This window comes from Rhodococcus sp. DMF-1 (assembly GCF_021441945.1).
GTDB classification, from domain to species: Bacteria; Actinomycetota; Actinomycetes; order Mycobacteriales; family Mycobacteriaceae; genus Rhodococcus; species Rhodococcus ruber.
Window position 1 is genome coordinate 2,352,472 of sequence record NZ_CP090442.1, and the last position, 23,906, is coordinate 2,376,377.

Sequence of the window (23,906 nt, forward strand, 5' to 3'; positions counted from 1 at the left end):
GGTGCCGGGCCCTTCGGCGTGGTAGCGGGGACAGGATTTGAACCTGCGACCTCTGGGTTATGAGCCCAGCGAGCTACCGAGCTGCTCCACCCCGCGTTGCAGAAACGAAGTTACACGGCTCGGTGAACGGAATGCAAATCGCCTGGGCGAAGGCCTTTTTCGGGCGTCGTCGCGTGTCCTGGACCACACTCGGCACATGTTCCTCCTCACATAACGGAGGTATAACGATCGCGTGACGGGAAGGTCGACATGCCGCGGTGACCTGCGCAGAAGCGGGTCGCTCGTCCCATCTGATGGACACCCGGGGCACGGTTGCGGCCGGTAGCCCGGGTCGCGACGCATCGGTACGGTCGGTCGCGGCTCGAAACCACCGAGCCGACGCCGTCCCGCCGCCGCCGAGCTGCCCGCGGGATCCGGTACGACGAAACCTTCGGGGGGCAGCGACGCGACCCGGCCGACTGTCCGCACCGCCACGACCGAGCGGTGCCCGGGGTCCGGCGTCGGCGAGCGCGGAGAGGATTCATCCCGCATGACCACTTTCTTCAGCAAGCGTGGCCTCGGCACGGCCGTTGTCACCGGCGCCCTCGTGGCGGTGCCGTTCGGCCTCGCCACCGGCACCGCCTCCGCTGCCCCGCACAACTGGGACGCGGTGGCGGCGTGCGAGAGCGGCGGCAACTGGTCGATCGACACCGGCAACGGCTACTACGGCGGTCTGCAGTTCTCGCAGAGCACCTGGGCGGCCAACGGCGGCACCGGCAGCCCGCACACCGCTTCGAAGGCCGAGCAGATCCGCGTCGCGGAGAACACGCTGCAGACCCAGGGCCCGGGCGCGTGGCCGGTCTGCGGTCAGTACCTGACCACCGGGAGCGAGGCCGCGCCCGCGCCCGAAGCACCCGCAACCCCGGCACCCGCAACTCCGGCACCCGCGACCCCGGCACCCGCAGCACCGGCACCCGCAGCACCGGCACCCGAGGCCGCGCCGGTCGACCAGGCCGTGGAGCAGGCGCTCGGTGTCGCCGGCGAGTTCGCCGCGCAGCACGGCTTCGCTGCGCAGTTCGACCAGGTGGTCGGCGTCGCACTGCCCGGACGCTGATTCGTCCCCCGAACGACGGGGCCCCGCGCACGATGTGCGCGGGGCCCCGCTTCGGTCGCGGCAGGAGATCAGCCGCCGGTGGACTGGTACGCCTCCACGGCCGCCTGCACTCGTTCGAGCGCCCGACCGTACGCTGCGAAGTCGCCGGTGCTCTGCGCCGCGCTGAGCTCGGCGAGCGCCGCGTCGAGTTCGGCGACTGCCGCCGTCCGATCCGCCGGCGCCGGAGCGGGCGCGGGGTTCGGCGCCGGAGCGGGCGCCGGTGCCGCCGCCTGGCCGTCCTGCGGTGTCCCCTCTGCCCCCTCAACCGGTGCCGGGGGTGTCGACTCGCCACCCGGTGCGGTGGCCGCACTGCCGACGCCGCCGCCGAAGACCTGGTCCAGTGCCGCGGCGAGGGTGGGGGCATAGCCGATCCGCACCCCACCGGCGGGCCCGGGCTCGCGATAGCTGACGATCACCCGGGACAGCTGCGGGAAGGTGGAGGTGTTTCCGCTCGCCGAGTTGCGTTCCGTGTACATCGGCTGGACGTACAGGATGCCGCCCTCGGCGATCGGCAGCGTCAGCAGATTGCCGTACTGGATCCGGTTGGACCGCTCGAGCAGAGTGCGCTCCGACGCGACGCGCGTGTCGGAGATCATCGCGTTCTGCGTCTGTGCGGGACCGAAGGTCTGGGTGTCGGTCGGCAATCGGAGGATCGTGAACTTGCCGTAGTTGTCGGGGTCCGAGTTCACCGAGATGTACGCGGACAGGAACTGCCGGTTGAAGCCCACCATCGCGGAGGTGAGCCGGAACGACGGGCGGGCCGTCTCCTCGTCACCGATCAGCACGTAGTAGGGCGGCTGATTGGCCGTCGTCTCGACCGTCGGGTCGCTCGGCACCGACCAGAACGCGTTGTTGGTGAAGAACTCGCGCGGGTCGTCGACGTGGTACTTCGCGAGCATCTCGCGCTGCACCTTGAACAGGTCCTCCGGGTACCGGAAGTGCGAGCGGAGCTCGTCGGAGATCTGGTCCTGCGGGGTCACCGCATCGGGGAAGACACCCATCCACGCCTTCAGGACCGGGTCCTGGTCGTCGACCTGGTAGAGGGTCACGGTGCCGTCGTACGCGTCGACTGTCGCCTTCACCGAGTTCCGGATGTAGGAGACCTCCTTGCGGGGCAGCAGCCGGCCGGTGTTCTGGTCGACGCTGTCCTCGACGAGACCTTCGAGGGAACTGCGCTGCGCGTACGGGTAGTTGTCGAGCGTGGTGTAGGCGTCGACGACCCACACGATGCGGCCGTCGACCGCCGCGGGATATGCGTCGCCGTCGGCGGTGAGCCAGGGCGCGACCTTCGTCACCCGGTCCCGCGGATCGCGGTTGAACAGCAGCTTCGACTCGCTGCCGATCGCACTCGAGAAGAGGATGTTGCGTTCGGCGTACTTCGAGGCGAACGCGAGGCGGTTGAACCAGTTGCCGATCGACACGCCACCCGAGCCGGTGTAGGTGTACTGCGCGGTGTCGGTGTCGTACTCCCGCGGGGCCTCGCCCTCGGCGGCACCGACGATCGCGTAGTCGGGCTCCTCCTGCGCGATGACCTCACCGAAGTAGATCCGCGGCTGCTCGACCGGGATCACCTGGTTGCCGGACTCGAGCGACGCGATGTCGCTGACCATGTACACCGGGTAGCCGCTGTTGCTGTTGGCGGCCTCCTCCGCGGACTCGCTCGCGGCGGCGTTCACCCGGTTGGCGGGGGCGGCGACCAGGCCGTTGCCGTGGGTGTACACCGTGTGCCTGTTGATCCAGTCGGTCTGGTTGCCCGTCAGGCTCGACGGCGACAGTTCGCGGGCGGCGACGATGTAGTCCTCGCGCTGCCCGTCGATCTCGTACCGGTCGATGTCCAGCGACGGCGGGAACCCGTAGAAGTTCTTCAGCTGCTGCTGCTGGGTGAAGGTGCGCGGCAGCACGTTGGGGTCGAGCAGACGGGTGTTGGCAATCGTCGTCACGTCCGCCGGCACGTTGCGCGGCGACGTGCTGCCCACGCCGGGGTAGTCCTGGTACTCCACGGTCTCGTCCGTGATGCCGTAGGCCTGACGGGTCGCCGCGATGTTGCGCTCGATGTACTCGGCCTCCTTGACGGCGGCGTTCGGCCGGACGGAGAACTGCTCGACCACCAGCGGCCACACGGCCCCGACGAGGATCGACGAGAGCACCAGCAGCGCGGTCGCCATCGCCGGGATACGCAGGTCGCGCAGCACGATCGCCGCGAAGAACGCCACCGCGCAGATGACGGCGATCGCCATCAGGATCAGCTTGGCGGGCAGCACGGCGTTGATGTCGGTGAATCCCGCGCCGGTGAACGTGGGCTCCTTGCGCCCGCTCCACAGCAGTGCGTACCGGTCGAGCCAGTACGCGACCGCCTTGAACGCGACGAAGATGCCGGCCAGTACGGCCAGCTGGATGCGGGCGGCGCGGGTGAGGCTGCCACCGCGGCCGGCGAGCCGGATGCCGCCGAAGATGTAGTGGGTGACCAGACTGGCGAAGAGCGCCAGGATGACGGCCACGAACATCCAGTTCAGCAGGAAGCGGTAGAAGGGCAGGTCGAAGGCGTAGAAGCCGACGTCCAGCCCGAACTGCGGGTCCGTGGTGCCGAACGAGCCGCCGTTGAAGAACATCTGCACGGTCACCCAGCTCGCCTGCGCGATCAGGCCGGACAGCAGCCCGAGCACGATCGGGATGCCGAGGCCGAACGTGCGCAGCCGGGACATCACCGTGGTGCGGTACCGCGAGATGGGGTCGTTGGGCCCGGATGCGGGCACGAACACGGGGCGCGATCGGTACGCCAGGAGCATGGCGAGCCACACCACGGCGCCCACGAACAGGCCCACGACGACGAACAGGACGATCCGGGTCAGCAGCACCTTCACGTACACGTCACGGAAGTCGACCTCACCGAACCACAGCCAGTTGGTGTAGGCGTCCACCAGTCGGGGACCGACCAGCAGCAGCACCGCGGCCACCACGGCCAGGCTCAGCAGAATCTTGCTGCGTTTCGACAGCGAAGGTACTCCGGTGGGGGGCCTCATGCCCACGTGCCACACTCCCAATTCTCCGGCGACGCGGATGCGCCGCAGCTGTTCACCTCGACTGTCACCCACGGCACTCGCGGTGACCGTTTCGCCCCACTCTACGGAATGAGGCGGCCACCACGCCGCGGCGGCGACGAGACCTGGCGACGGTGCAAGGATATGTCCGTGAGCGACAGTTATCCCGTCCCGTCCGAAGACGCCCTGCGCCGGTGCGTCGGTGAGATCGTCGACTTCGTCGACGCCGGTGGCTGGGGGCAGCCACCCCAGATGTTCGCGCTGGTGCCGACGGCCCTGCTGGCGGCGTCGGAACCGACGCTGCTCGACCAGCTCGACGCGGGCCACGAGTACACCCCGGTGGAGCAGGACGCCTTCCCGGACGACGTCGAGGGCGGCAGCCCCGCCCTCGACGAGTTCCTCGCCACCACCAGCTGGCCCGAATCGGTCGCCGGCTGCGCCCTGGTGCAGGAGATCGTGGTGCTGCCGCCGAGCGCGGAGTCGGATCTGGACGACGCGCTGGTCCCGCTGCTGGCGGATCCCCACGCCGCCGACGAGGCCGCCCGCGTCGCGGCGCACGGCCATCCGGAGCGGCGGGATGCGCGACTGATCGCGGCGGTGCTGCGGGACGGCCCGTCGCTGTCGCTGCTGCAGTTGCGGCCCACCGACGAGGACGACCCGTTCGCCGGGATCGAGCTGCGAACCTACGACAACCTCGCCCCCAACGTGGTGGCGGCGCTGTACGCGACCCTCGAACCGGGCGACGACTAGCGCCGGTCCCGCGTCTACCCGCAGCTCGGCGCGTCGCCCCCGCCGGCGAGCGAGCCGAGCGCACCGATCGCGCCCTCGAGGGTCTCGACCTCGACCAGCCGCATGCCGTCGGGAGCAGCGCTGCGCGCCTCGGCGCAGTTGTCGGCGGGCACGAGGAACACCGTCGCGCCGTCCTCCGACGCCGCGACGAGCTTGTGGGTGATGCCGCCGATCGGGCCGACGGCCCCGTCGGAATCGATGGTCCCGGTCCCCGCGACGACCGCGCCGCCGCTGAGCTCGCCGGGGCTGAGCTTGTCGACCACCGCAAGGCTGAAGATCAGCCCTGCCGACGGCCCGCCGACGTCGGCGAGGTTGAACGTCACGTCGAACGGCACGTCCGGCACCTCCTCGGGGCTGATGCCGAGGAAACCCTTCTCCGGATCGTCGGGGCGGGCGCCCACGGTCACCGCGACGGTCTGCTCGACACCGTCCCGCACGATCCCGATGTCGACCGGCGTATCGGGGGCGACGGCGGCGACGGCGCGCTGCACGCTGCCGGCGGTGGTCACCGGCTCCCCCGCGACGCTGACGAGCCGGTCGCCCTCGCGCAGCACCCCGGCGGACGGCCCGGACTCGCCGACTCGGGCGACGCGCAGGACGACGGGCAGATCGAGATGATGCAGGGCGGCGAGTTCTGCGCTGCGTTCGGACTGCTCGAACTGGGCGGCGTCCGCCTCCTTGACCTGCTCCCGGGTCGCGGTGGGTGGGTAGATCTGTTCGCGCGGGGCGATCCCGTACCGGCTGCCGAGCCACGCCGCGAGGGCCTGCGCCACGGTCAGGCGGTCACTGACACCGACCGTGGTCATCACGAGCTCGCCGGTGGTCGGGTCGGTGTCGGTGCCCTCGATGGCGACGACCGCCTTGCCGTCGACCTCGCCGAGGGTGTCGAACGTCGGGCCGGGGCCGAGCGCCACGTAGGGCACCTTCACATTCAGCGCCACCGTCACCAGCAGCAGCGCGGGGAACAGCACCGCCAGGATCGTCACGAGCCGTCGATTCACCCGGCCAGGGTATCCGGAGCGGCGGTGTTCGCGGTCAGCGTGATCGCGGGGGCCACCGCTGCGCGGTGGGCCTTGTACCGTTGACGACATGAGCGACACGCCTTTCGGATTCTCGAATCCCGACGACGACCCGGACCGCAGGAAGGATTCCGGTTCCGGCGCCGAGGGATCCGGTGCCGAGGGTGCCGGCTCGGCAGGGGGCGGGTCCCAGGGCGGCACTCCCGGCGGTTTTCCCTTCGGTTTCGGTGCGCCCGGCGCAGGCGGTGCCCCGTTCGGGGCCGGTGGCGACAACCCGTTCGGAGCGCAGGGCTTCGACCCGGCGGCGCTCGGGCAGATGCTGACGCAGTTCGGGCAGATGCTCAGCGGCATGGGCAGCGCGATGGGGTCCGGTGGTTCGGGACCCGTCAACTACGAGGTGGCCGCCAAGCTCGCCCGCCAGCAGATCGGCTCCGTGACCCCCGTCTCGTCCGGGTCTGCGGACGCCGTCCGCGACGCCGCGCACTTGGCAGAGCTGTGGCTCGACGGCGCGACGACGTTGCCCGCCGGCGCGACCCGCACCGTCGCGTGGACGCCCGTGGACTGGCTCGACAACACGCTCGGAACGTGGAAGCGCCTGTGCGATCCCGTGGCCGAGCAGGTCAACGGCATGTGGGTCCAGGGCCTGCCGGAGGAGGCCCGGGCGATGGCCGGGCCGATGCTCGGGATGTTCTCCCAGATGGGTGGCCTGGCGTTCGGCTCCCAGCTCGGCCAGGCCCTCGGACAGCTGGCCAAGGAGGTCCTGGCCTCGACCGACATCGGTCTTCCCCTCGGGCCCGAGGGCACCGCCGCGCTGATGCCCGCCGCGATCGATGCCTTCGGTGAGGGGCTCGAGCAGCCGGCGCAGGAGGTTCTCGTCTTCCTGGCCGCGCGTGAGACGGCACACCAGCGGCTCTACAGCCACGTGCCGTGGCTGCGATCACGCCTGCTGTCCACCGTCGAGGACTACGCGCGCGGCATCCGGATGGACTTCTCCGCGATCGAGGACCTCGCGCAGGGCATCGACCCCGCGGCGCTGACGGACCCGTCGAAGATCGAGGAACTGCTCAAGGGCGCGGCGTTCGAGCCGCAGACCACTCCCGAGCAGAAGCAGGCCCTCGAGCGCCTCGAGACGTTGCTCGCCCTGGTCGAGGGCTGGGTGGAGACCGTGGTCGCCGATGCCCTCGGCGACCGGTTGCCGGGGGTGGCCGCGTTGAGCGAGACGCTGCGCCGTCGCCGTGCGAGCGGTGGGCCCGCGGAGCAGACCTTCGCCACACTCGTCGGTCTCGAGCTGCGGCCGCGGAAACTGCGCGAGGCCGCCGTCCTGTGGCGCCGCCTCACCGCCGATGCCGGGACGGAGGCACGGGACAAGGTGTGGGCCCATCCGGACCTGCTGCCGGACTCGTCGGACCTGGACAACCCGGCCGCTTTCCTCGATCGGATCCTCGGCGGCGAAACGACCACGTTCGACGATCCGATCGCACAGCTGCGCGAGACCGAGGCACGCGAGCGTGCCGAGCGGGAGAAGGGCGACTCCGGCGAGTCCACCGATCCCGACGAATCCGCCTGAGCGCGCTTCGACGCTGGTAGATCGCGGTTTCCCCCTGTGGACAACCGGCCTCGGGCACCCGGGCGCGGCCCGGGGTGCCGCAGACTGGCGGGCATGACCACGGCCATGCACCAGCCCGGACCTGCGCTCGATCCTGCCCTCGAAGTGCTCCGTCGCCCGGACGGCTCGGTCCAACTCGGGTGGGGTCCCGATACCGCCGCCGTCCTCTCCCCCGGCGCAGGGCTCGACGCATTCGCCCTGTCGACGGTGCTGAGCCTGCTCGACGGGCGTTCGTCGCGCGCGGAGATTCTGGCCCGCACGGCGCAGGCCGGGCTGGCGGACGATGCCGTCACCGTCCTGCTCGACGAGTTGACCACCGTCGGCGCGGTCCGGGACCCGGGCGGGACCGTACCGGTGGCTCCCCGGGTGCGGGTGCACGGGCGCGGGCCCCTCGCGGATACGCTGGTCACCCAACTGACGGTCTCGGGCACCCGGCTGAGCCGGTCCGCCGCCTACACCGGCGACAGTGACGTCGCTCGATGGGACGTGCAGTGCGTGCTGCTCGCCGACGCACTGGTCCCCGATCCCCGGCTCGTCCGGGAGCTGATGCGGCACCGCGTGCCGCACCTGACCGTGCTGCTGCGCGACGGCCGTGGCATCGTCGGGCCGTTCGTCGTCCCGGGGCGCACGAGCTGTCTGCGCTGCGCGGATCTCACCCGCACCGACCTCGACCCGCACTGGCCGCAGCTCGCGGCTCAACTGTGCGACCGCGTCGGCTGTGCGGAGCCCCCCGTGGTGCTGGCGACCGCGGCTCTCGCCCTCGCCGAGCTCGACGCGATTCTCACGACCGTGGCGCCCGCGACACTGGACCGGACCCTCGAGGTGGACCTGCGCAGTCACCGGCTCGCGTCGCGGCGCTGGTACCGGCACCCGGATTGCGGGTGCGCCGGCCCGCCGGCGTGACGCGGGGTCGACCCACGGCGCCCCGCGCCGGGGGGACGGCGTCAGGCATGATGGTGGGCGTGGCCGAAATCCCCCGGAGAAGCAGTTCCCGCACCGCCAAGCTCGCCAGCATCCCCCTCGGGATCGCAGGTCGTGCCGCGGTGGGGTTCGGCCGGCGTCTGGCCGGCGGGGACCGCGAGGAGATCGACGCCGAGCTCGCGGCGAAGGCTGCCGAACAGCTGTTCACGGTGCTCGGTGAGCTCAAGGGCGGAGCCATGAAGGTCGGCCAGGCGCTGAGCGTGATGGAAGCCGCGGTGCCGGAGGAGTTCGCCGAACCGTACCGGGAGGCGCTGACGAAGCTGCAGTCGGCTGCTCCGCCGCTGCCGGCCAAGACGGTCCACCGTGTCCTCGATCAGCAGCTCGGTGCCGGCTGGCGGGAACGGTTCGCCTCGTTCGACGACGTTCCCACCGCGTCGGCGAGCATCGGCCAGGTCCACCGGGCGACGTGGGCGGACGGCCGCGAGGTCGCGGTGAAGGTCCAGTACCCGGGCGCCGACGAGGCGCTGCGCGCCGATCTGCGGACCCTGTCCCGGTTCGCGGGTCTGTTCGCGACGGTGATGCCGGGCACCGACGTGCGCGCGGTGCTCGACGAGCTGACCGCGCGCACCGAGGAGGAGCTCGACTACCGGATCGAGGCCGACAATCAGCGGGCCTTCGCCAAAGTGTTCGGCGACGATCCCCGGTTCGTCGTGCCGCGGGTGGTCGCCAGTTCCCCGAAGGTCTTCGTCACCGAATGGCTCACGGCGACACCGCTGTCCACGATCATCGCGGAGGGTACCCGCGAGCAGCGCAACCGGGCGGGGGCGCTGCTCGCCGAGTTCCACTTCGCCTCCCCGGCACAGGTGGGCCTGCTGCACTGCGACCCCCATCCGGGCAATTTCATGTTGCTCGACGACGGCCGGCTCGGCGTCATCGACTTCGGGGCCACGGCCGCGATGCCGAACGGGTTGCCCCCGGTGCTGGGCCGGATGGTGCGGCTGGCCCTCGAGGAACGTTTCGACGAGCTGACCACACTGCTCTACGAGAACCGGTTCGTCCTGCCGGGCAGGGAGGTCACCGAGCAGGAGATCGCGGACTACCTGCGCCCGTTCACCGACCCGATCCACACGGAGTCCTTCCACTTCACCCGGGCGTGGCTGCAGAAGGCGGCGGGCACCGCCACCGACTTCTCCGGATCCAACTTCCGGACCGCGCGGGCTCTGAACCTGCCGCCGGAGTACGCGAACATCGTCCGCGTACTCCTCGGCTCGGTCGGCATCTGCGCTCAGCTGGACGCGCACGCGCCGTACATGCGGATCCTGTCGGAGTGGCTGCCGGGCTTCACCGACCCGGTGGACTGACGTCCCGGCAGCCCGGTCAGGCGCACACCAGTTCCTTGCGGGGACGCCCCCGCGGGCGCTTGCGGGCGACGACGGCGCCCCGTTCGAAGATCTCGCCGCCCCACACACCCCACGGCTCGGCCCGGTCGAGTGCCGCGGCGAGGCAGTGGGCTCGAATCGGGCACCGGCCGCACAGCGCCTTGGCCCGCTCCAACTCGGTCGGTGATTCGGCGAACCACAGGTCCGGATCGTCGCCGCGGCAGGGCAACTCGCGCACGCGCGTCGTTCGGTCGACGTCGAGCGTTGCGGTTTGCACGATGGATGTCTCCTCTGTCTGGTTTCGGATGCGATGAGCGAACCGGGCAGAAGACGAAGAAGGCCACGGTCCGCTGGGCGGTGTCCGTGGCCGGAAGGCGAATCGAAGATTACCGGGGCTGACCTCGGTGGCTTCGGGACACGGACGAAAGGGCGGCTGCTCGCACGCGGGCGACGCGCGGAGTGCACGCACCGGCGGCGACGGGGGCGCCGGCGACGGGGACGGCGACCACCACTGCAGCTGCATCGAAGCCGAGCATCGGGGCCACCTCCTGACGTCGTCCGCGCACGGGCCTTTCCCGTGACATCGACCTCCAGCCTAGAAACTCGGCCGTCGATCGCACAACCCATTTTCTACCTGCGATTTTGCCGCATCCGCGGAGCCGCTAGAGATCGAGGGTGTCGGAGGCGCGTTCACCACGCACGACAGCGAGCACGTCCGCTCCGAACTGCTCGAGCTTCTTCGCCCCGATACCGGGGATGGCGACGAGGGCGCGGTCGTCGCCCGGCTGCTGCTCGGCGATGGCGATGAGCGTGTTGTCGCTGAACACCACGTAGGCGGGGACCTTCATCTCCTTGGACCGTTCCCGGCGCCAGTCCTTCAATGCCACCAGCAGCGATTCGTCCAGGTTCGACGGGCAACCCTCGCAGCGTCCGAGCATGGTCGCGGACGATCCCATGAGGGGCTTGCCGCACACGCGGCACTGCGGCCGCTTACGCTTCGGCGACGGGGGAGCCGCAATCCGTGACGCCGGCGAATCGTCGGGGATCAGACCGTGCAGGAACCGTGATCGCCGCCGCGACCGGCGACCGCCCTCGGTGCGCGAAAGCGCCCACGACAGGTGCAGGTGCACGCGCGCGCGGGTGACGCCGACATACAGCAGCCGGCGCTCCTCCTCGATGCCTGCCTCGTCGGGCGGTGTCGAACTGTCACCGACGACGTGCACGATGGGCAGGGTCCCGTCGGTGAGACCGACGAGGAAGACCGCGTCCCATTCCAGGCCCTTGGCCGCGTGCAGCGACGCGAGTGTCACGCCCTGCACCGTCGGAGGGTGCCGTGCCTCCGCCCGCGCCGCGAGGTCGCGCAACAGTCCGTCGAGATCGAGGTCGGGCTCGTGCCCGAGGAGTTCCTCGGTGAGCTGCACGAGCGCCCGCAGCGATTCCCAGCGTTCGCGGGCCTGCGCACCGGCAGGTTCGGTCTCGCTCAGCCCGAGCGGGGCGAGCACCGCTCGCACCAGCGTGACCAGGGCGGCGCCGCGATCGGCGCCCTCGGGCAGGTCGTCTCGGGCCTGCGCCTGCCGCAGCGCCCCGACCGCTTGCCGCACCTCCGCCCGGGTGAAGAAGCCCTCGCCGCCGCGGACCTGGTACGGGATACCGGCTTCGGTGAACGCGTGTTCGTAGGCCTCCGACTGCGCGTTGATGCGGTAGAGCACGGCGATCTCGGCGGCCGGTACCCCCGAACCCAGCAGCTTGGCGATCGCCTTGGCGACGGCCTGCGCCTCGGCGGGCTCGTCGTCGTATTCGGCGAACGCCGGCTCCGGTCCGGGCGGGCGCTGGCCGACGAGCTGGAGCCGGGTCCCGGCGATGCGGCCGCGCGCCGCGCCGATGACCTGGTTGGCGAGGGCCACGACCTGCGGGGTGGACCGGTAGTCACGTTCGAGCCGGACCACCGTCGCGTCCGGGAACCGGCGGGAGAAGTCGAGCAGGTACTGCGGGGTGGCACCGGTGAACGAGTAGATCGTCTGGTTCGCGTCGCCGACGACGGTGAGGTCGTCGCGGTCGCCGAGCCACGCGTCGAGCACCCGCTGCTGCAGGGGCGTGACGTCCTGGTACTCGTCGACGACGAAACAGCGGTAGCGGTCGCGGAACTCCTCGGCGACGGCGCTGTGCTCCTCGAGCGCGGCGGCCGTGTGCAGCAGCAGGTCGTCGAAGTCGAGGTAGATGCCGTCGTCGCGCACCTTGAGCGACTCGTAGCCGGCGTAGACGGCAGCGACCCGCGCGGCGTCGGCGGGGGGCTCACGCCGGGCGCGGGCCACCACGGCCGGATAGTCCTCCGGCGCGACGAGCGATCCTTTCGCCCACTCGATCTCCGAGAGCAGGTCGCGCACGGTGTCCGTGTCGGTGGCGAACCCGGCCCGGTGCGCGGCCTGGGAGACGACCGCGAACTTGCGGTCGAGCAGCTGCCACGGCGTGTCGCCGACCACCTGCGGCCAGAAGTAACGCAGCTGCCGCAGCGCGGCGGCATGGAAGGTGCGCGCCTGCACCTGCGGACCCGTACCGCCCACGCCGAGTTCGCGCAGGCGGCCGCGCATCTCTCCGGCGGCGCGCGCGGTGAACGTGACAGCGAGGACCTGGCCCGCCGCGACGTGTCCGTGGGACACCAGGTGCGCGATGCGGCGGGTGATGGTCCGGGTCTTTCCGGTACCTGCGCCGGCGAGGACACACACCGGGCCCCGCGGCGCGAGGACCGCCGCGGCCTGCTGGGGATCGAGTCCCTCCACCGATGTCTCTGCGCGCATGGGCTCCATCATGGCAGGACGGGGTGACAGGCATCCGGCCCACACCGACTGTGGCGGAGAACACATTTGACCGCAGGACGGAACAGCGGACAGACGGTGGTTGTTGTGCGCACCGTGACTACGACCGACGCTCCCGCCCTGACGCTCTACACCACCGACTGGTGCGGCTACTGCCGTCGCCTCAAGCGCCAGCTCGACGAGCACGGCATCGGCTACGCCGAGATCGACATCGAAGCCGACCCGTCGGCCGCCGAGTTCGTCGGCAGCGTCAACAACGGAAACCACGTCGTTCCCACCGTGCAGTTCGCCGACGGCAGCACCGCGACCAATCCCCCGCTGTCCGCGGTCAAGCAGGCGCTCGGCCTCTAGCGGACGGCACCGCATCCGCCGGGGGCACCGAGGACCTCAGGTGGTGTATCCCGGCGGGGCCGGCACGGCATGTTCGGCCGCCCGGCTGACCTTCTCCCATGCCGCCCAGTCCCGGATGCGGTCCTGCGCGAGTCCGACCGCGGCGTCGTAGACGACGCTGCCGAGGATCAACCGTCTCGGTGGATCGTCGCTGTCCACGACTGCCCGGACCGCAGCCGCGGCGAGCGCCGGCTCGCTGTCGACGCCGTCGGCGTCCGACGTCGCCGCCAGCTCGGCGCGCAGCGCCGCATAGTCGTCGAGCGGCGCAGTGGCGGGCATGTCCTTGTACAGGTCCGTCCAGTATCCGCCGGGTTCGACGATCGTCACGGCGACCCCGAAGTGTGCGGCCTCCGCAGCGACCGCCTCGCTCAGTCCCTCCAGTGCGAACTTGCTCGCGCTGTACAACCCGGTGGTGGGAAATGCCGCGATCCCCGCAACACTGGAGATCTGCAGCAGCCGGCCCGGTGGACGTCGGCGCAGCGCCGGCAACACCGCCTGCGTGACCCACAGCGCTCCGAAGAAGTTGGTCTCCATCTGGGCGCGTGCCTGCTCCTCTGTGAACTCCTCGACGAAGCCGGTCCACATCGTCCCGGCGTTGTTGACGACGACATCGAGGCGACCGAAGTGGTCGACGACCCGCTCGACCGCCGCGAACACCGCCGACCGGTCGGTCACGTCGACGTCGACGGTGAGTACCCGCTCGTCGTCCCGGTACTCGGGCGCTGCGGTCGCGGTGCGGGCGAGGGCGGCCACCCGGTCTCCCGCGGCGAGCGCCTCCCGGGTGAACGCTCGGCCCAGCCCGCGGCTCGCCCCCGTGACCAGCCATATCCGCTGCTCGACCATGTCGGCACCTCCTCGAATACTAGACGAGACGGATCGTCTCGCCGTGCCAGTATGGGACCACCGCCCCTCTCAGTCAAGACGGTCCGTCTCGTCTCGGTTTGGCCTATGCTGTGTTCCATGCCTCCGAGAATCACCCGCCGCAGCGACGCCGCCCGGACAGCGATCCTGACCGCCGCGGTGGAGTTGGTCGGTGAGGTGGGCTACGGCAAGTCGAGCATCGAGGCGATCGCTGCCCGAGCCGGCGTCGGGAAACAAACCATCTACCGGTGGTGGCCGTCGAAGGGATCGGTGCTGCTCGACGCCTACCTCGACGCAAACGTGGGCGGCGAACCGGAGGACCCGCAGGGCCTACCGAACACGGGCGATCTCGTCGCCGACATCAAGGCGGTGCTGCGCGCCACCGTCGACGAACTGAACGATCCCCGGTTCGAACGGCCGTTGCGCGCGCTGACCGTCGCCGTCCTCGAGGACGAGTCCCTGGCCGCCGAATACTCCCGTCGCCTCGACGAGCCGACGCGGCGGTTGAAGAAGGAGCGGCTGCGCGCGGCGCAGCGACAGGGTCAGCTGTCCCCCGAAGTGGATCTCGACGCCGTCGTCGACACCCTCTTCGCCCCCGTCGCCCAGCGCTGGCTGCTGCGCTCCGGTCCGCTGACCTACGAGTACACCGATCACCTCGTCGAGACCGTGCTCACCGGTCTGCTGTGGCCCCGGTCCTGACCGGTTCAGCTCCCCCGGACCCAGCCCTCCAGCATGCCCCGAGCGATCGAGATCGATCCGGGCAGCAACAACGGGGCGTCGGCCGGGGAGGCCCAGTCTCCGAGCGCCAGCGCGGCCCGCACCTCGTCGCGGGTGAACCAGCGGGCCTCGGCGATCTCGCCGTCGAGGAAGGCCAGCGGACGGTCCGGATCGGCGACGGCCGAGAACCCGATCATCACCGAGCGCGGGAACGGCCACGGCTGGCTACCGAGATATCGCACTTCGCGCACGTCGACGCCGACCTCCTCGCGGATCTCCCGCACGACGCAGGACTCGAGCGACTCCCCCGCCTCGACGAACCCGGCGAGCACGGAGAACCGTCGCTCCGGCCACACCGGCTGTCGCGCCAGCAGGACCCGGTCCGCGCCGTCGTGCACGAGACAGATGATCGCCGGGTCGGTCCGCGGGAACTCCTCGTGACCGGTGCTGGTACTGATCCTCGACCAGCCGGACAGGGTCGGCTCGGTCGGCGCTCCGTCCAGCGAACTGAAACCCGCGCTGTCGTGCCAGTTGAGCAGGGCCACCGCGGTCACCATCAGACCCGCGTCGGCGTCGTCGAGCCGCTCCCCCACCCGGCGCAGATCGGCGACCGTTCCGGTCTGCGCGAGCACCCGGATCGCCCACACGTGCCGGTCGCCGCGCACACCGAGGAACACCGCGCCCGGAACCGGCTCGGGTCCCAGCTCCACCGCCGCGGCGAACACCAGTGCGTCGCCGTCCACCGGCACCTGCCCGTGACGATCGACCCGTAGCAGAAGGGCCTGCGACCAACCGTCGTGCAGGGCCGCGGCGTCGCCCCGCAGCTCCTCGGCGCGGTCGACGACCGCGCGGGAGAGCAGGGGGGTGTCGGACAGCTGGAAACGGCTCACGCCTGCACCCTAGCGGCGGCGCGGGCTCAGCCCGACACCCGCCGGATGTAGAGCAGCTTGTCGTCCGCCTCCACGGCGTCGACCTCGGGGGACCCCACGCGCAGCAGGCGACCGTCGCGCACGACGCCGAGCACGATGTCGGACAGGTGCCGGGGCGAGCCGCCCACTTCGTTCGGCTCGACGTCCCGTTCGGCGATCGCGAATCCCGCCTCCGGGGTGAGCAGATCCTCGATCATCTCCACGACGCTCGGGGTCGTGGTGGCGATGCCGAGCAACCGGCCCGCGGTCTCCGACGAGATGACCACCGAGTCCGCGCCGGATTGGCGCAGCAGATGCGTGTTCTCCGATTCGCGGATGGCCGCGACGATCTTTGCCCTCGGAGCGATCTCGCGCGCGCTGAGCGTGACGAGCACCGCGGTGTCGTCCCGGTTGGCGGCGACGATGATCGCTGCTGCGTGCTGAACCCCGGCCAGGCGCAGCACATCCGATTTCGTCGCCGAACCCTGCACGGTCACCAGGCCCTGTCCCGCGGCGGTTTCGAGCACCACGGGATCCGTGTCGACGACGACGATCTCCGAGGGCGGAACCCCGTCGCCCAGCATCGCATCCACCGCGGTGCGGCCCTTGGTGCCGTATCCGACGACGACGGTGTGATTACGCACGCGGCGCCTCCAACGCTGAATCTTGAACGCCTGGCGCGAACTCTCGGTCAGCGCCGAGAGCGTCGTACCGACCAGGACGATGAGGAAGAAAATCCGGAGCGGCGTGACGACCAGGACATTGATCAGTCTCGCCTCGGGGGTGAACGGGGTGATGTCGCCGTACCCGGTGGTCGACAGCGAGACGGTTGCATAGTAGATGCAGTCCAGCAGCGACAGCGGGTCACCCTGGGCGTCGCGATAGCCGTCCCGGTCCAGGTAGACCACCAGCACGGCGAACATCAATGCCGCCACCGCATATCCGACGCGACGGGTGATGGCCCGGCTCGGACTCGTCTGCAACTGCGGCACCCGCAGGATGCCCACCAGCGCGAAGTCCGGGCGCTCGGTGAGCACGTCGGAACGGCTGAAGCGGCCGCGTAACCTACCCGGCATGGCGGCACTCCCGCGGTGTTCTCTGCTCCGGCGACACGGTCACCGACGTTCTCGTTGCTGACATCGGCTCGCAGCCTACGCGTCGGCCGCTAGTGTGGCGCGCATGTCCACCCACCCGTCCCAGCGCGCGGCGCTGCGGCTGTCCGCGCTCCTCCTCGGCGCGGGCGCGGCGCATTTCGCCTCCCCTCACCCCTTCGACCGGATCGTGCCGACGGCGCTGCCGGGCTCGCCACGCACGTACACGTACGCATCCGGGATCGCCGAGCTGACCGTGGGGACGGCACTTGCGATTCCGCGGACCCGCCGGCTCGGCGGGACGTTGGCCGCGGCGCTGCTGATCGCGGTGTTCCCGGCCAACGTGCAGATGGCCGTGACGTGGCTGCGGAGTGAGCGGCTCTCCCCGGCCGCGAAGGCGGTCGCGGTGGCCCGGCTGCCCCTGCAACTACCCCTGATCTCCCAGGCGCTCACGGCCCGGCGCAACGCCCCGCGCCGCTGACGCCGGTCGCTCTCGTTCGCCGGCCGACGGACGGTCCGCGCCGGCACTGCGCACCAGCCGGTCCAGCCGTTCGGCTCCGGGCAGGTCCTCGGGTGCGATGGTCCGTCCCGTGCGCACGTAGTGGAAGGCGGCCCGGACCTTGCCGAGCGGCGGCTCGGCCGGCCGGCCGGTCGCGCGGAACGTGCGGGCTGCCATCAGCTGCGCCCAGGCCAGGCGGTACGCGGCCAGCTGCATCGCCACCGCCTCGAGCCGGTCCTCGTCGGGCTCGGCACCGGTCTTCCAGTCGATGACCGTCCAGCCGCCGTCCGGATCCTCGAACACCGCGTCGATCCGGCCGCGGATCACCACCCCGGCCAGCGAGGTCTCGAACGGGACCTCCACCTCCACCGGGTTGCGCTGGGCCCACTGCGACCGCAGGAATGCCTCCTGGAGCCGGTCGAGTTCGGTTTCGTCGCCGCCGGCGTCGTCCGCGCCGGGCAGCTCGTCGAGATCGAGCAGCCGTGTGGCGCCGTACCGGCGTTCGAGCCAGGCATGGAAAGCCGTGCCGCGCCGCGCGAGCGGGTTCGGCCGGAACGGCAAGGGGCGGCGCAGTCGCGCGGCCAGCGCGGCCGGGTCCGCAGCCAGATCCACCAACTGGCTGACCGACATCTGCGCGGGCAACGTCACCTCGGCACGCTGCTCGGCACGACGGGCCCGTTCGGCGAGGAGCGCGTCGACGTCCGCGGCCCAGTCGTCGGGGTCGTCGTCCGGGTTCGCCGGACGCGCGGGTTCGGGCTCCTCGAGTGCCGCGAGGACCAGGGCCGCGCCCTGCTCGACGAAGGGGCGCCGGAGCCCGAGGGGATCGCGGGGCCACACGGCCGTGTGCGGATCCGCGGTCATCGGGTTCTCGGTGCCGGCCTCCGGCGCCGGGGCCCAGATCTCGACGCGACCGAGTCCGGGTCGCTCCGCCACCAGCTCGTGCAGTTCGGACAGGAACGGGGACGGTCCCTTCGGCTCCGTTCCGGACTCGGCCCAGTGATGGCCGGAGACGAACAGGGCTCGTTCCGTGCGGGTGAGCGCGACGTAGAACAGACGCCGGTCCTCGTCCATCTTCCGGTGCTTGAGGGCGTCCTTGTGCGTGTCGATGCGGTCCTCGAGCGACTTGCGGTCGTAGACGTCCTCGAGATCGAGGACGGGGACACCTTCGCTGTTCTCGTCCGGCAGTGCCCGGTCGCCACGTAGCGACGGCGGCAGTTCCCCGAGGGCGCCGAGCCAGGTGCTGCCCGCCGTCGACGAGGGGAACACCCCCGCCGTCAGGTGCGGAACCGCCACCACCTCCCATTCGAGGCCCTTGGCCGAGTGCACGGTGAGCACCTGCACCCGCTCGGTGGCGACCTGCACCTCGCCCGGGGCGAGTCCGCCCTCGATCTCCTCCGCCGCGGAGAGATAGGCGAGCAGGCCGGTCAACGTCGCCGAACCGCGGCTCGCGTACCCGGCGACCACGTCGGCGAAGGCGTCGAGGTTCTCCCGGCCGACTCCGCCGTCGCTGCCGGCCCTGGCCTGCGCCTCGATGCCGATGCCCAGGACCCGTTCCACCTCCGCGACGAGTTCCGTCAGCGGCTGGCCCAGCCGCTCCCGCAGGGACGCCAGTTCCTTGCCGAGCGCGACGATGCGCGCGTACCCGAACTCCGAATAGCGGTGCGGTGGACCGGGATCGGAGAGTGCGTCGGCGATCCCCGCCTGCTCGGACTGCTCGCCCGGCAGGGCGCTGTCGAGCGCCTCGGCCAGGGCGGCCGAGTCGGTGACCGAGCCGCCGACGCCGAACCGGCCCCCGATGGCGAGTTCACCGGCCCGTCGCCAGAGCGCCTGCAGGTCGGCGGCGCCGAGCTGCCAGCGGGCCCCGGTCAACACCCGCACGGCCGCGCTGCCAGCCGTCGGGTCCGCGGCCAGCCGCAGCATGGCGATCACGTCCGCGACCTCGGGGGTGTGCAACAGGCCGCCGAGACCGACGACTTCGACGGGCAGCCCGCGGGCGCGCAGTGCCTCGGCGATCGGTGCGGCGTCGGCGTTGCGGCGCACCAGCACCGCCGCGGTGGGCGGCGGCGCCTCGGACTCCCGGGCGGCCGCGTACTCGGCGGCGATCCGCTCCGCCACCCATTCCCGTTCGGCCTCGACGTCGGTGTGCAGGGCGAGCCGGACGTCACCGGTGACCGGCTCGGGCTTGGCGCGCAGCATGCTCACCTGGACACCCTTGTGCCGCAACGGCTCCGACGCCGAGTTCGCCAGCTCCAGGGCCTCGGGGGGGTTGCGCCAGCTGGTGAGCAGCTCGAGCCGCGGTGCGGGGCTGCCGTCCGCCAGCGGAAAGTCCGTCGAGAACCGGGGCAGATTCGCCGCGGACGCGCCACGCCATCCGTAGATCGACTGCATCGGGTCGCCCACCGCGGTCACGGCGGGCATGGGGTCCTCGGTCCTGCCGGACGGCGAACCGCCGAACAGCGACGACAGCAGGACGCGCTGGGCGTGGCCGGTGTCCTGGTACTCGTCGAGCAGCACCACGCGGAACCGGGCCCGCTCGGCACGGCCCACCTCCGGGTGGTCGCGCGCCATCCGGGCCGCGAGCGACATCTGGCTGCCGAAGTCCAGCGCGCCCTCGCGGCGCAGCGTCTGCGCCAACCGCTCGACCAGGGGCAGCAGTTCGATCCGCGACTGCTGCACGTCGAGAATGTTCAGCAGGGTCTTCGCCGGGCCCCCACGTTGCTTGGGGCCCGCGGGCAGCGTGTGCACGAGTTTGTCCAGCTCGGTGTGCGCGACGCGCAGGTCGTCCGGCTCGACGAGGTGCTCGGCGAGCTGTCCCGCCAGCGCCAGCACGCACTCGGTGACCGACGCGGGATTGCGGTCGGTGTCGAGGTCGCCGTCCCAGGCGCTGACCACGCGATACGCGAGTTGCCACAGTTCGGTCTCGGACAGCAGCGTCGCCGACGGTTCGATGGGCAACAGCAGCCCGTGCTCACCGAGCAGTCGCCCGGCGTACGAGTGATAGGTGCCCACCTCCGGCTCCCCGGCGAGAATGCGGGCCCGTAGCCCGCCGGTGGGGTCGAGGTCGCGCACCAGCGGCGAACCGGCGAGCTTCGCGAGCCGCCGGCGGATCCGGGTGGTGAGCTGCTGGGCGGCCTTGCGCGTGAATGTCAGGCCCAGCACCTGTTCCGGGTCGACGAAACCGTTCGCGACGAGCCAGACGACCCGCGCCGCCATCGTCTCGGTCTTGCCGGCCCCGGCGCCGGCGACGACGAGCGTGGGCCGCAGCGGCGCCTCGATCACCGCGGCCTGCTCGTCGGTCGGCGGGAACTGCCCGAGCGCGGCTGCCAACTCGGCCGCGGTCACCGTCGGTGGTGTCACTGTCCCGTCACCTGCCTGCCCTCGTCGTGCGCCGGGCAGCTCGACAGGACCGGGCAGTGCCGGCACCCGTCGTTGACCCGGGCCAGGAACTGCGGTCCCCGGGTGGCCGCGGCTGCTTCGTGGATCACGTCACGCCAACGGTCGAGCGTCTCGGCGTCCAGCGGAGGCTGCACCCGCTGGGTGGCGCCCTCCTTGTTGTGAGGTTTGGCGACGAACACCAACCGTGCCCCGCCGGGTTCGGCGGCGGGCTGCCCGTCGATCGCGCCGGCCGCGGCGGCGACCTGGTAGGCCGCCAGCTGCGCGTGCTCCTGCGCCGCTTCCTTGGTGACGGGATGGCGCGCGGTCTTGACGTCGATGATCACCGGCCGCCCCTCGGGGTCCCGCTCGAGCCGGTCGATCCGGCCACGCAACCGCACCCGCGGCTCGTCGTCGGTCCGGGGTTCGAGGATGCCGTCGACGGCGATCTCGACACCGACCTCGGTGAGCTCGCCACGGGTACCGCGCAGCCACGCCGAGAACGTGTCCAGCATGGCGCGGGTGCGCTCGAGCTCGCGACGGGCGTACCACTGCGAGCCGAGATCGACCGAGTCCCAAGCCCGTTCGAGCGCCCGCTCCACCTGGTCCGGCGGGATCCGTCCGGCGAGCGCCTGGACCAGCGTGTGCACCAGGCTCCCCGCGACAGCGTGGGTGTTGTCGCCGTCGGAGCCACCGTGCCGCTCGAACATCCACCGCAGCGGGCACGTGGTGAGCTGTTCGACCGTCGACGGCGACAGCGGCACCGCGTCGGCCCCGGGGTCCCACAGTTCCTGCTGCGTGCTGGGTTCGGCGGTGCCGTACCACTGGTCCGGATGTGCGCCGCGCACCCGGGCCCGGGCGAGCCGCGCGAGCTGTGCCGCTGCCCGGCGTTGCCGCTGAGGGTCGTCGCGGGCCACCACGGGATCGCACACGACGCTGCGCAGCTCGGCGACGAGGGTGGGCAGCGCGAGCACGCGGGTGCGGATCTCCTCCGGCAGTACCGAGACGTCCTCCCCCGGCTCGTCGACCTCGTCGTCCGAGGCCGCGCCCACCAACTCGTCGACGAACCGGGACCGCACCATGTCGGTGTCGCCGCCGACCGATTCCACGGCGGTGACGAGGAGGGTGCGCCGCGCGCGACTGCACGCGACGAGGAACAGGCGGCGCTCGTCGGCCAGCAGCGGGGCGGTGCGGGAGAGCCGCGTCGTGCCGTCGCCACCGTCGTCGGCCCCGGAGACCGCGTCGATCAGCGTCTCGATCCCGAGCAGGGTGCCGCGGGCCCGCAGGCTCGGCCAAAGGCCCTCCTGCACGCCTGCGACCGCCACGACGTCCCACTCGCGGCCGGCCGCCGAGTGCGCACTGACGACGGTCACCGCCTCTGCCTGCGCGACGAGGCGGGCGCGGACGGAACCCGGGATCTCCTGCTCGGTGAGGTAGTCGACGAATCCGGCGAGCTGGGCGCGCGGCAGCCGGTCGACGTAGTCGGCGGCGGCGTCGAACAGCGCCACGATGCCGTCGAGGTCGCGATCCGCCTGCGCGCCGACGGGTCCACCGCGTTCGGATGCCGCGGACCACTTGCGTTCGAGGCCGGTGGCCTGCCACGCCTCCCACAGCACGTCCTCGATCCCGCCGCCGCGGCGCGCGGCGTCCCGTGCCTTGCGCAGCACGGACTGCGCCTTCTTCAGCGGCGCCGCCTCGACGTCGGTGAGGGCGTGCACGAGCCGTTCGGCGTCCTCGCTCTCGTCGTCGACGAGCAGCAGCCGCAGCAGTTCGGCCGAGTCACGGTCGCCCCCGGCGGCGAGTTCGACCCGGCGCAGGCCCCGGCGCAGGCGGCGCAGCGCGACCGGTTCGGCTCCGCCGACGGGACCGGACAGCAGGGCGAGCGCCTCCTCACCACCGAACGGCAGCCCGGACAGCGCCCGCAGCACGAGCAGCAGTCCGGCGACCCCGTGCTGGCGGGCCAGCGGAAGCTCGGATGCAGCTGTGGTCACCGGCACCCCGGCGGCCAGCAGGGCCCGCCGCAGCGGAGCGAGCGAACGCGGCACCGACCGCACCACGACGGCCATGCGGGACCACGGCACCCCGTCGACGAGGTGGGCGCGGCGCAGCGTGTCTGCGACGAGCGCGGCCTCCTTCGCCGGCGTCGGCAGCACCCGGACCCGCACGGTTCCCGGATCGTCCGAGGGGACGGCGGGTGCGCCGCGGTGCGGCGGGAGACCGGAGAGCCGCCGGGTGATCCGGCCGACGAGTTCTGCCACCTCCGGGGCGGCGCGATGGTTGGTTCCGAGCACCACGCGGCGGCTCGGGTCGTCGTCGGCGAGCGAGGCGAGAAAGGCCGGGTCGGCACCGCGGAAGGTGAAGACCGCCTGGTCCGGGTCACCGGCGATGGTGGTGGTGCGGGTGCCGAGGCCGACGACGCGCACCAACTGCGCGGCCTGCGGATCGAGATGTTGCGCGTCGTCGACGAGCAGGTGCCGGATCCGGGAGCGTTCCCGCGCGAGCAGGTCCGGATCGGTGACGAATGCGGCGAGGGCGGCACCGACGAGTTCGGCGGCGTCGAGGGCGGGCGCGGTGGCCTCGGGGGCCTCCATGCCCACGGCACCGCGCAGCAGCATGATCTGCTCGTACCGGGCGGCGAACTCGCCGACGGCGACCCATTCCGGTCGCGATCGCTGCTGCCCGAGCTCGATCAGGTCCTCCGGGCCGAGACCGCGTTCGTTGGCGCGCAGCATCAGGTCCCGCAGCTCCACTGCGAAACCGGTCATGCCGAGCGCGGGCCGCAGCCGCTCGGGCCACATTCCTGCGCCGTCGTCGAGATCTCCGCGCAACAACTCGCGCAGGACGGCGTCCTGCTCGGCTCCGGTGATCAGGCGCGGCGGCGGGTTGCCGTGTGTGGACGCCTGCAGCCGCAGCACCGCGAACGCGTACGAGTGGACGGTGCGCACCAGTGGCTCCCGCGTGGCGCGGGGACCGCCGCCAGCCACCCCCGCGCGGAGCAACCCGGCGGTGATCGCCTCGCGGACCTCGGTGGCAGCGCGTCGCGAATGGGTGAGCACCAGCACCGATTCCGGGTCGGCGCCGGCGACGATCCGGGCGACGGCCAGGTCCACGAGCAGCGCCGTCTTTCCCGTCCCGGGACCGCCCAGCACCTGCCACGGCCGCCACTGCGGCAGGGGCGGCGAGTCCGCGAACAGCCGCTGCACGTCCTCGGGCCATCGGCGCTGCGGGGGTGCCTCGTCCGGCCTCGGCACCAGACGCACCTCGACCTGCTGCGGCCGGGCGTCGGGGCGAAGGTCGGCGTCGGTCATGCGGCCATTCCAGCAGACGGGTCCGACACGCCGCGAGCGGCGAAGACGGCACCGCCGCGAGCG

17 protein-coding genes and 1 tRNA gene are annotated in these 23,906 nt (G+C 71.7%); 8 read left to right on the forward strand and 10 right to left on the reverse strand.

Features of this window, described 5'->3' with window-relative positions; translation table 11 throughout:
• Positions 1–19: 19 nt before the first annotated feature.
• Positions 20–96, reverse strand: a tRNA-Met gene (locus LZP97_RS10855).
• 433 nt (positions 97–529) lie between these two features.
• Between LZP97_RS10855 and LZP97_RS10860 the strand changes: the two genes are divergently transcribed.
• Positions 530–1,093, forward strand: a complete 564-nt coding sequence (locus LZP97_RS10860) for a transglycosylase family protein (RefSeq protein ID WP_040272500.1) — start codon at positions 530–532, stop codon at positions 1,091–1,093.
• Positions 1,094–1,161: 68 nt separating this feature from the next.
• Here LZP97_RS10860 and LZP97_RS10865 read toward each other — a convergent pair whose 3' ends face one another.
• Positions 1,162–4,158 carry a UPF0182 family protein gene (locus tag LZP97_RS10865; protein ID WP_029540056.1) on the reverse strand — a complete coding sequence of 999 codons (2,997 nt, stop codon included), beginning with the start codon at positions 4,156–4,158 and terminating at the stop codon, positions 1,162–1,164.
• 156 nt (positions 4,159–4,314) lie between these two features.
• Here LZP97_RS10865 and LZP97_RS10870 point away from each other — a divergent pair, with 156 nt between their 5' ends.
• The gene (locus LZP97_RS10870; RefSeq protein WP_010594682.1) at positions 4,315–4,920 is read left to right on the forward strand and encodes a PPA1309 family protein; all 606 of its coding nucleotides are present in this window, start codon (positions 4,315–4,317) and stop codon (positions 4,918–4,920) included.
• Between the two features lie 14 nt (positions 4,921–4,934).
• Here the strand turns inward: LZP97_RS10870 and LZP97_RS10875 are convergent, their stop codons facing one another.
• Positions 4,935–5,960 (reverse strand): YlbL family protein, encoded by a 1,026-nt coding sequence (locus LZP97_RS10875; protein WP_017680863.1) that lies wholly within the window; start codon positions 5,958–5,960, stop codon positions 4,935–4,937.
• A gap of 88 nt (positions 5,961–6,048) precedes the next feature.
• Here LZP97_RS10875 and LZP97_RS10880 point away from each other — a divergent pair, with 88 nt between their 5' ends.
• The 3 genes from LZP97_RS10880 to LZP97_RS10890 all read left to right on the forward strand — a co-directional run bounded on the left by LZP97_RS10880 (position 6,049) and on the right by LZP97_RS10890 (position 9,866).
• Positions 6,049–7,545: a zinc-dependent metalloprotease gene (locus LZP97_RS10880; protein WP_040272493.1), complete on the forward strand. Its 1,497-nt coding sequence runs from the start codon at positions 6,049–6,051 to the stop codon at positions 7,543–7,545.
• A 93-nt stretch (positions 7,546–7,638) separates the two neighbouring features.
• Positions 7,639–8,487: a hypothetical protein gene (locus LZP97_RS10885; RefSeq protein WP_010594686.1), complete on the forward strand. Its 849-nt coding sequence runs from the start codon at positions 7,639–7,641 to the stop codon at positions 8,485–8,487.
• Positions 8,488–8,534: 47 nt separating this feature from the next.
• Positions 8,535–9,866, forward strand: a complete 1,332-nt coding sequence (locus LZP97_RS10890) for an ABC1 kinase family protein (protein ID WP_010594687.1) — start codon at positions 8,535–8,537, stop codon at positions 9,864–9,866.
• Between the two features lie 16 nt (positions 9,867–9,882).
• Here the strand turns inward: LZP97_RS10890 and LZP97_RS10895 are convergent, their stop codons facing one another.
• The gene (locus LZP97_RS10895; RefSeq protein WP_010594688.1) at positions 9,883–10,161 is read right to left on the reverse strand and encodes a WhiB family transcriptional regulator; all 279 of its coding nucleotides are present in this window, start codon (positions 10,159–10,161) and stop codon (positions 9,883–9,885) included.
• A gap of 385 nt (positions 10,162–10,546) precedes the next feature.
• On the reverse strand, positions 10,547–12,679 hold the full coding sequence (locus LZP97_RS10900; RefSeq protein WP_225222608.1) for an ATP-dependent DNA helicase UvrD2: 2,133 nt from the start codon (positions 12,677–12,679) through the stop codon (positions 10,547–10,549).
• Between the two features lie 114 nt (positions 12,680–12,793).
• Here LZP97_RS10900 and LZP97_RS10905 point away from each other — a divergent pair, with 114 nt between their 5' ends.
• Positions 12,794–13,048: a mycoredoxin gene (locus tag LZP97_RS10905; RefSeq protein WP_026137488.1), complete on the forward strand. Its 255-nt coding sequence runs from the start codon at positions 12,794–12,796 to the stop codon at positions 13,046–13,048.
• Between the two features lie 36 nt (positions 13,049–13,084).
• On the opposite strand, the gene LZP97_RS10910 is transcribed toward LZP97_RS10905, so the two are convergent.
• Positions 13,085–13,930: an SDR family NAD(P)-dependent oxidoreductase gene (locus tag LZP97_RS10910; RefSeq protein ID WP_017679542.1), complete on the reverse strand. Its 846-nt coding sequence runs from the start codon at positions 13,928–13,930 to the stop codon at positions 13,085–13,087.
• 105 nt (positions 13,931–14,035) lie between these two features.
• Here LZP97_RS10910 and LZP97_RS10915 point away from each other — a divergent pair, with 105 nt between their 5' ends.
• A complete protein-coding gene (locus LZP97_RS10915; RefSeq protein ID WP_040272491.1) occupies positions 14,036–14,647 on the forward strand; it encodes a TetR/AcrR family transcriptional regulator in 612 nt (203 codons plus the stop codon).
• Between the two features lie 5 nt (positions 14,648–14,652).
• Here the strand turns inward: LZP97_RS10915 and nudC are convergent, their stop codons facing one another.
• Entirely contained in the window at positions 14,653–15,555 is a 903-nt protein-coding gene (nudC, locus tag LZP97_RS10920) for an NAD(+) diphosphatase (RefSeq protein ID WP_017679544.1), read from the reverse strand.
• A gap of 26 nt (positions 15,556–15,581) precedes the next feature.
• Positions 15,582–16,649 carry a potassium channel family protein gene (locus LZP97_RS10925; protein WP_010594695.1) on the reverse strand — a complete coding sequence of 356 codons (1,068 nt, stop codon included), beginning with the start codon at positions 16,647–16,649 and terminating at the stop codon, positions 15,582–15,584.
• 103 nt (positions 16,650–16,752) lie between these two features.
• On the opposite strand from LZP97_RS10925, the gene LZP97_RS10930 reads away from it, so the two are divergent.
• Entirely contained in the window at positions 16,753–17,145 is a 393-nt protein-coding gene (locus LZP97_RS10930) for a DoxX family protein (protein ID WP_017679546.1), read from the forward strand.
• On the opposite strand, the gene LZP97_RS10935 is transcribed toward LZP97_RS10930, so the two are convergent.
• Positions 17,092–20,520, reverse strand: coding sequence for an ATP-dependent helicase (locus tag LZP97_RS10935; protein ID WP_230831607.1), 3,429 nt, complete (start codon positions 20,518–20,520; stop codon positions 17,092–17,094). The two genes, LZP97_RS10930 and LZP97_RS10935, sit on opposite strands and share 54 nt — an antisense overlap.
• Positions 20,517–23,843 carry an ATP-dependent helicase gene (locus LZP97_RS10940; RefSeq protein WP_040272488.1) on the reverse strand — a complete coding sequence of 1,109 codons (3,327 nt, stop codon included), beginning with the start codon at positions 23,841–23,843 and terminating at the stop codon, positions 20,517–20,519. The genes LZP97_RS10935 and LZP97_RS10940 overlap by 4 nt, the downstream gene beginning before the upstream one ends.
• Between the last annotated feature and the right edge of the window lie 63 nt (positions 23,844–23,906).

Excerpts from the sequence above, each read along its gene's own strand:
- LZP97_RS10860 (WP_040272500.1), top strand. The coding sequence starts at position 530 with ATGACCACTTTCTTCAGCAAGCGTGGCCTCGGCACGGCCGTTGTCACC.
- LZP97_RS10870 (WP_010594682.1), top strand. The coding sequence starts at position 4,315 with ATGTCCGTGAGCGACAGTTATCCCGTCCCGTCCGAAGACGCCCTGCGC.
- LZP97_RS10880 (WP_040272493.1), top strand. The coding sequence starts at position 6,049 with ATGAGCGACACGCCTTTCGGATTCTCGAATCCCGACGACGACCCGGAC.
- LZP97_RS10885 (WP_010594686.1), top strand. The coding sequence starts at position 7,639 with ATGACCACGGCCATGCACCAGCCCGGACCTGCGCTCGATCCTGCCCTC.
- LZP97_RS10890 (WP_010594687.1), top strand. The coding sequence starts at position 8,535 with ATGATGGTGGGCGTGGCCGAAATCCCCCGGAGAAGCAGTTCCCGCACC.
- LZP97_RS10900 (WP_225222608.1), bottom strand. The coding sequence starts at position 12,679 with ATGCGCGCAGAGACATCGGTGGAGGGACTCGATCCCCAGCAGGCCGCG.
- LZP97_RS10910 (WP_017679542.1), bottom strand. The coding sequence starts at position 13,930 with ATGGTCGAGCAGCGGATATGGCTGGTCACGGGGGCGAGCCGCGGGCTG.
- LZP97_RS10915 (WP_040272491.1), top strand. The coding sequence starts at position 14,036 with ATGCTGTGTTCCATGCCTCCGAGAATCACCCGCCGCAGCGACGCCGCC.
- LZP97_RS10925 (WP_010594695.1), bottom strand. The coding sequence starts at position 16,649 with ATGCCGGGTAGGTTACGCGGCCGCTTCAGCCGTTCCGACGTGCTCACC.
- LZP97_RS10930 (WP_017679546.1), top strand. The coding sequence starts at position 16,753 with ATGTCCACCCACCCGTCCCAGCGCGCGGCGCTGCGGCTGTCCGCGCTC.
- LZP97_RS10940 (WP_040272488.1), bottom strand. The coding sequence starts at position 23,843 with ATGACCGACGCCGACCTTCGCCCCGACGCCCGGCCGCAGCAGGTCGAG.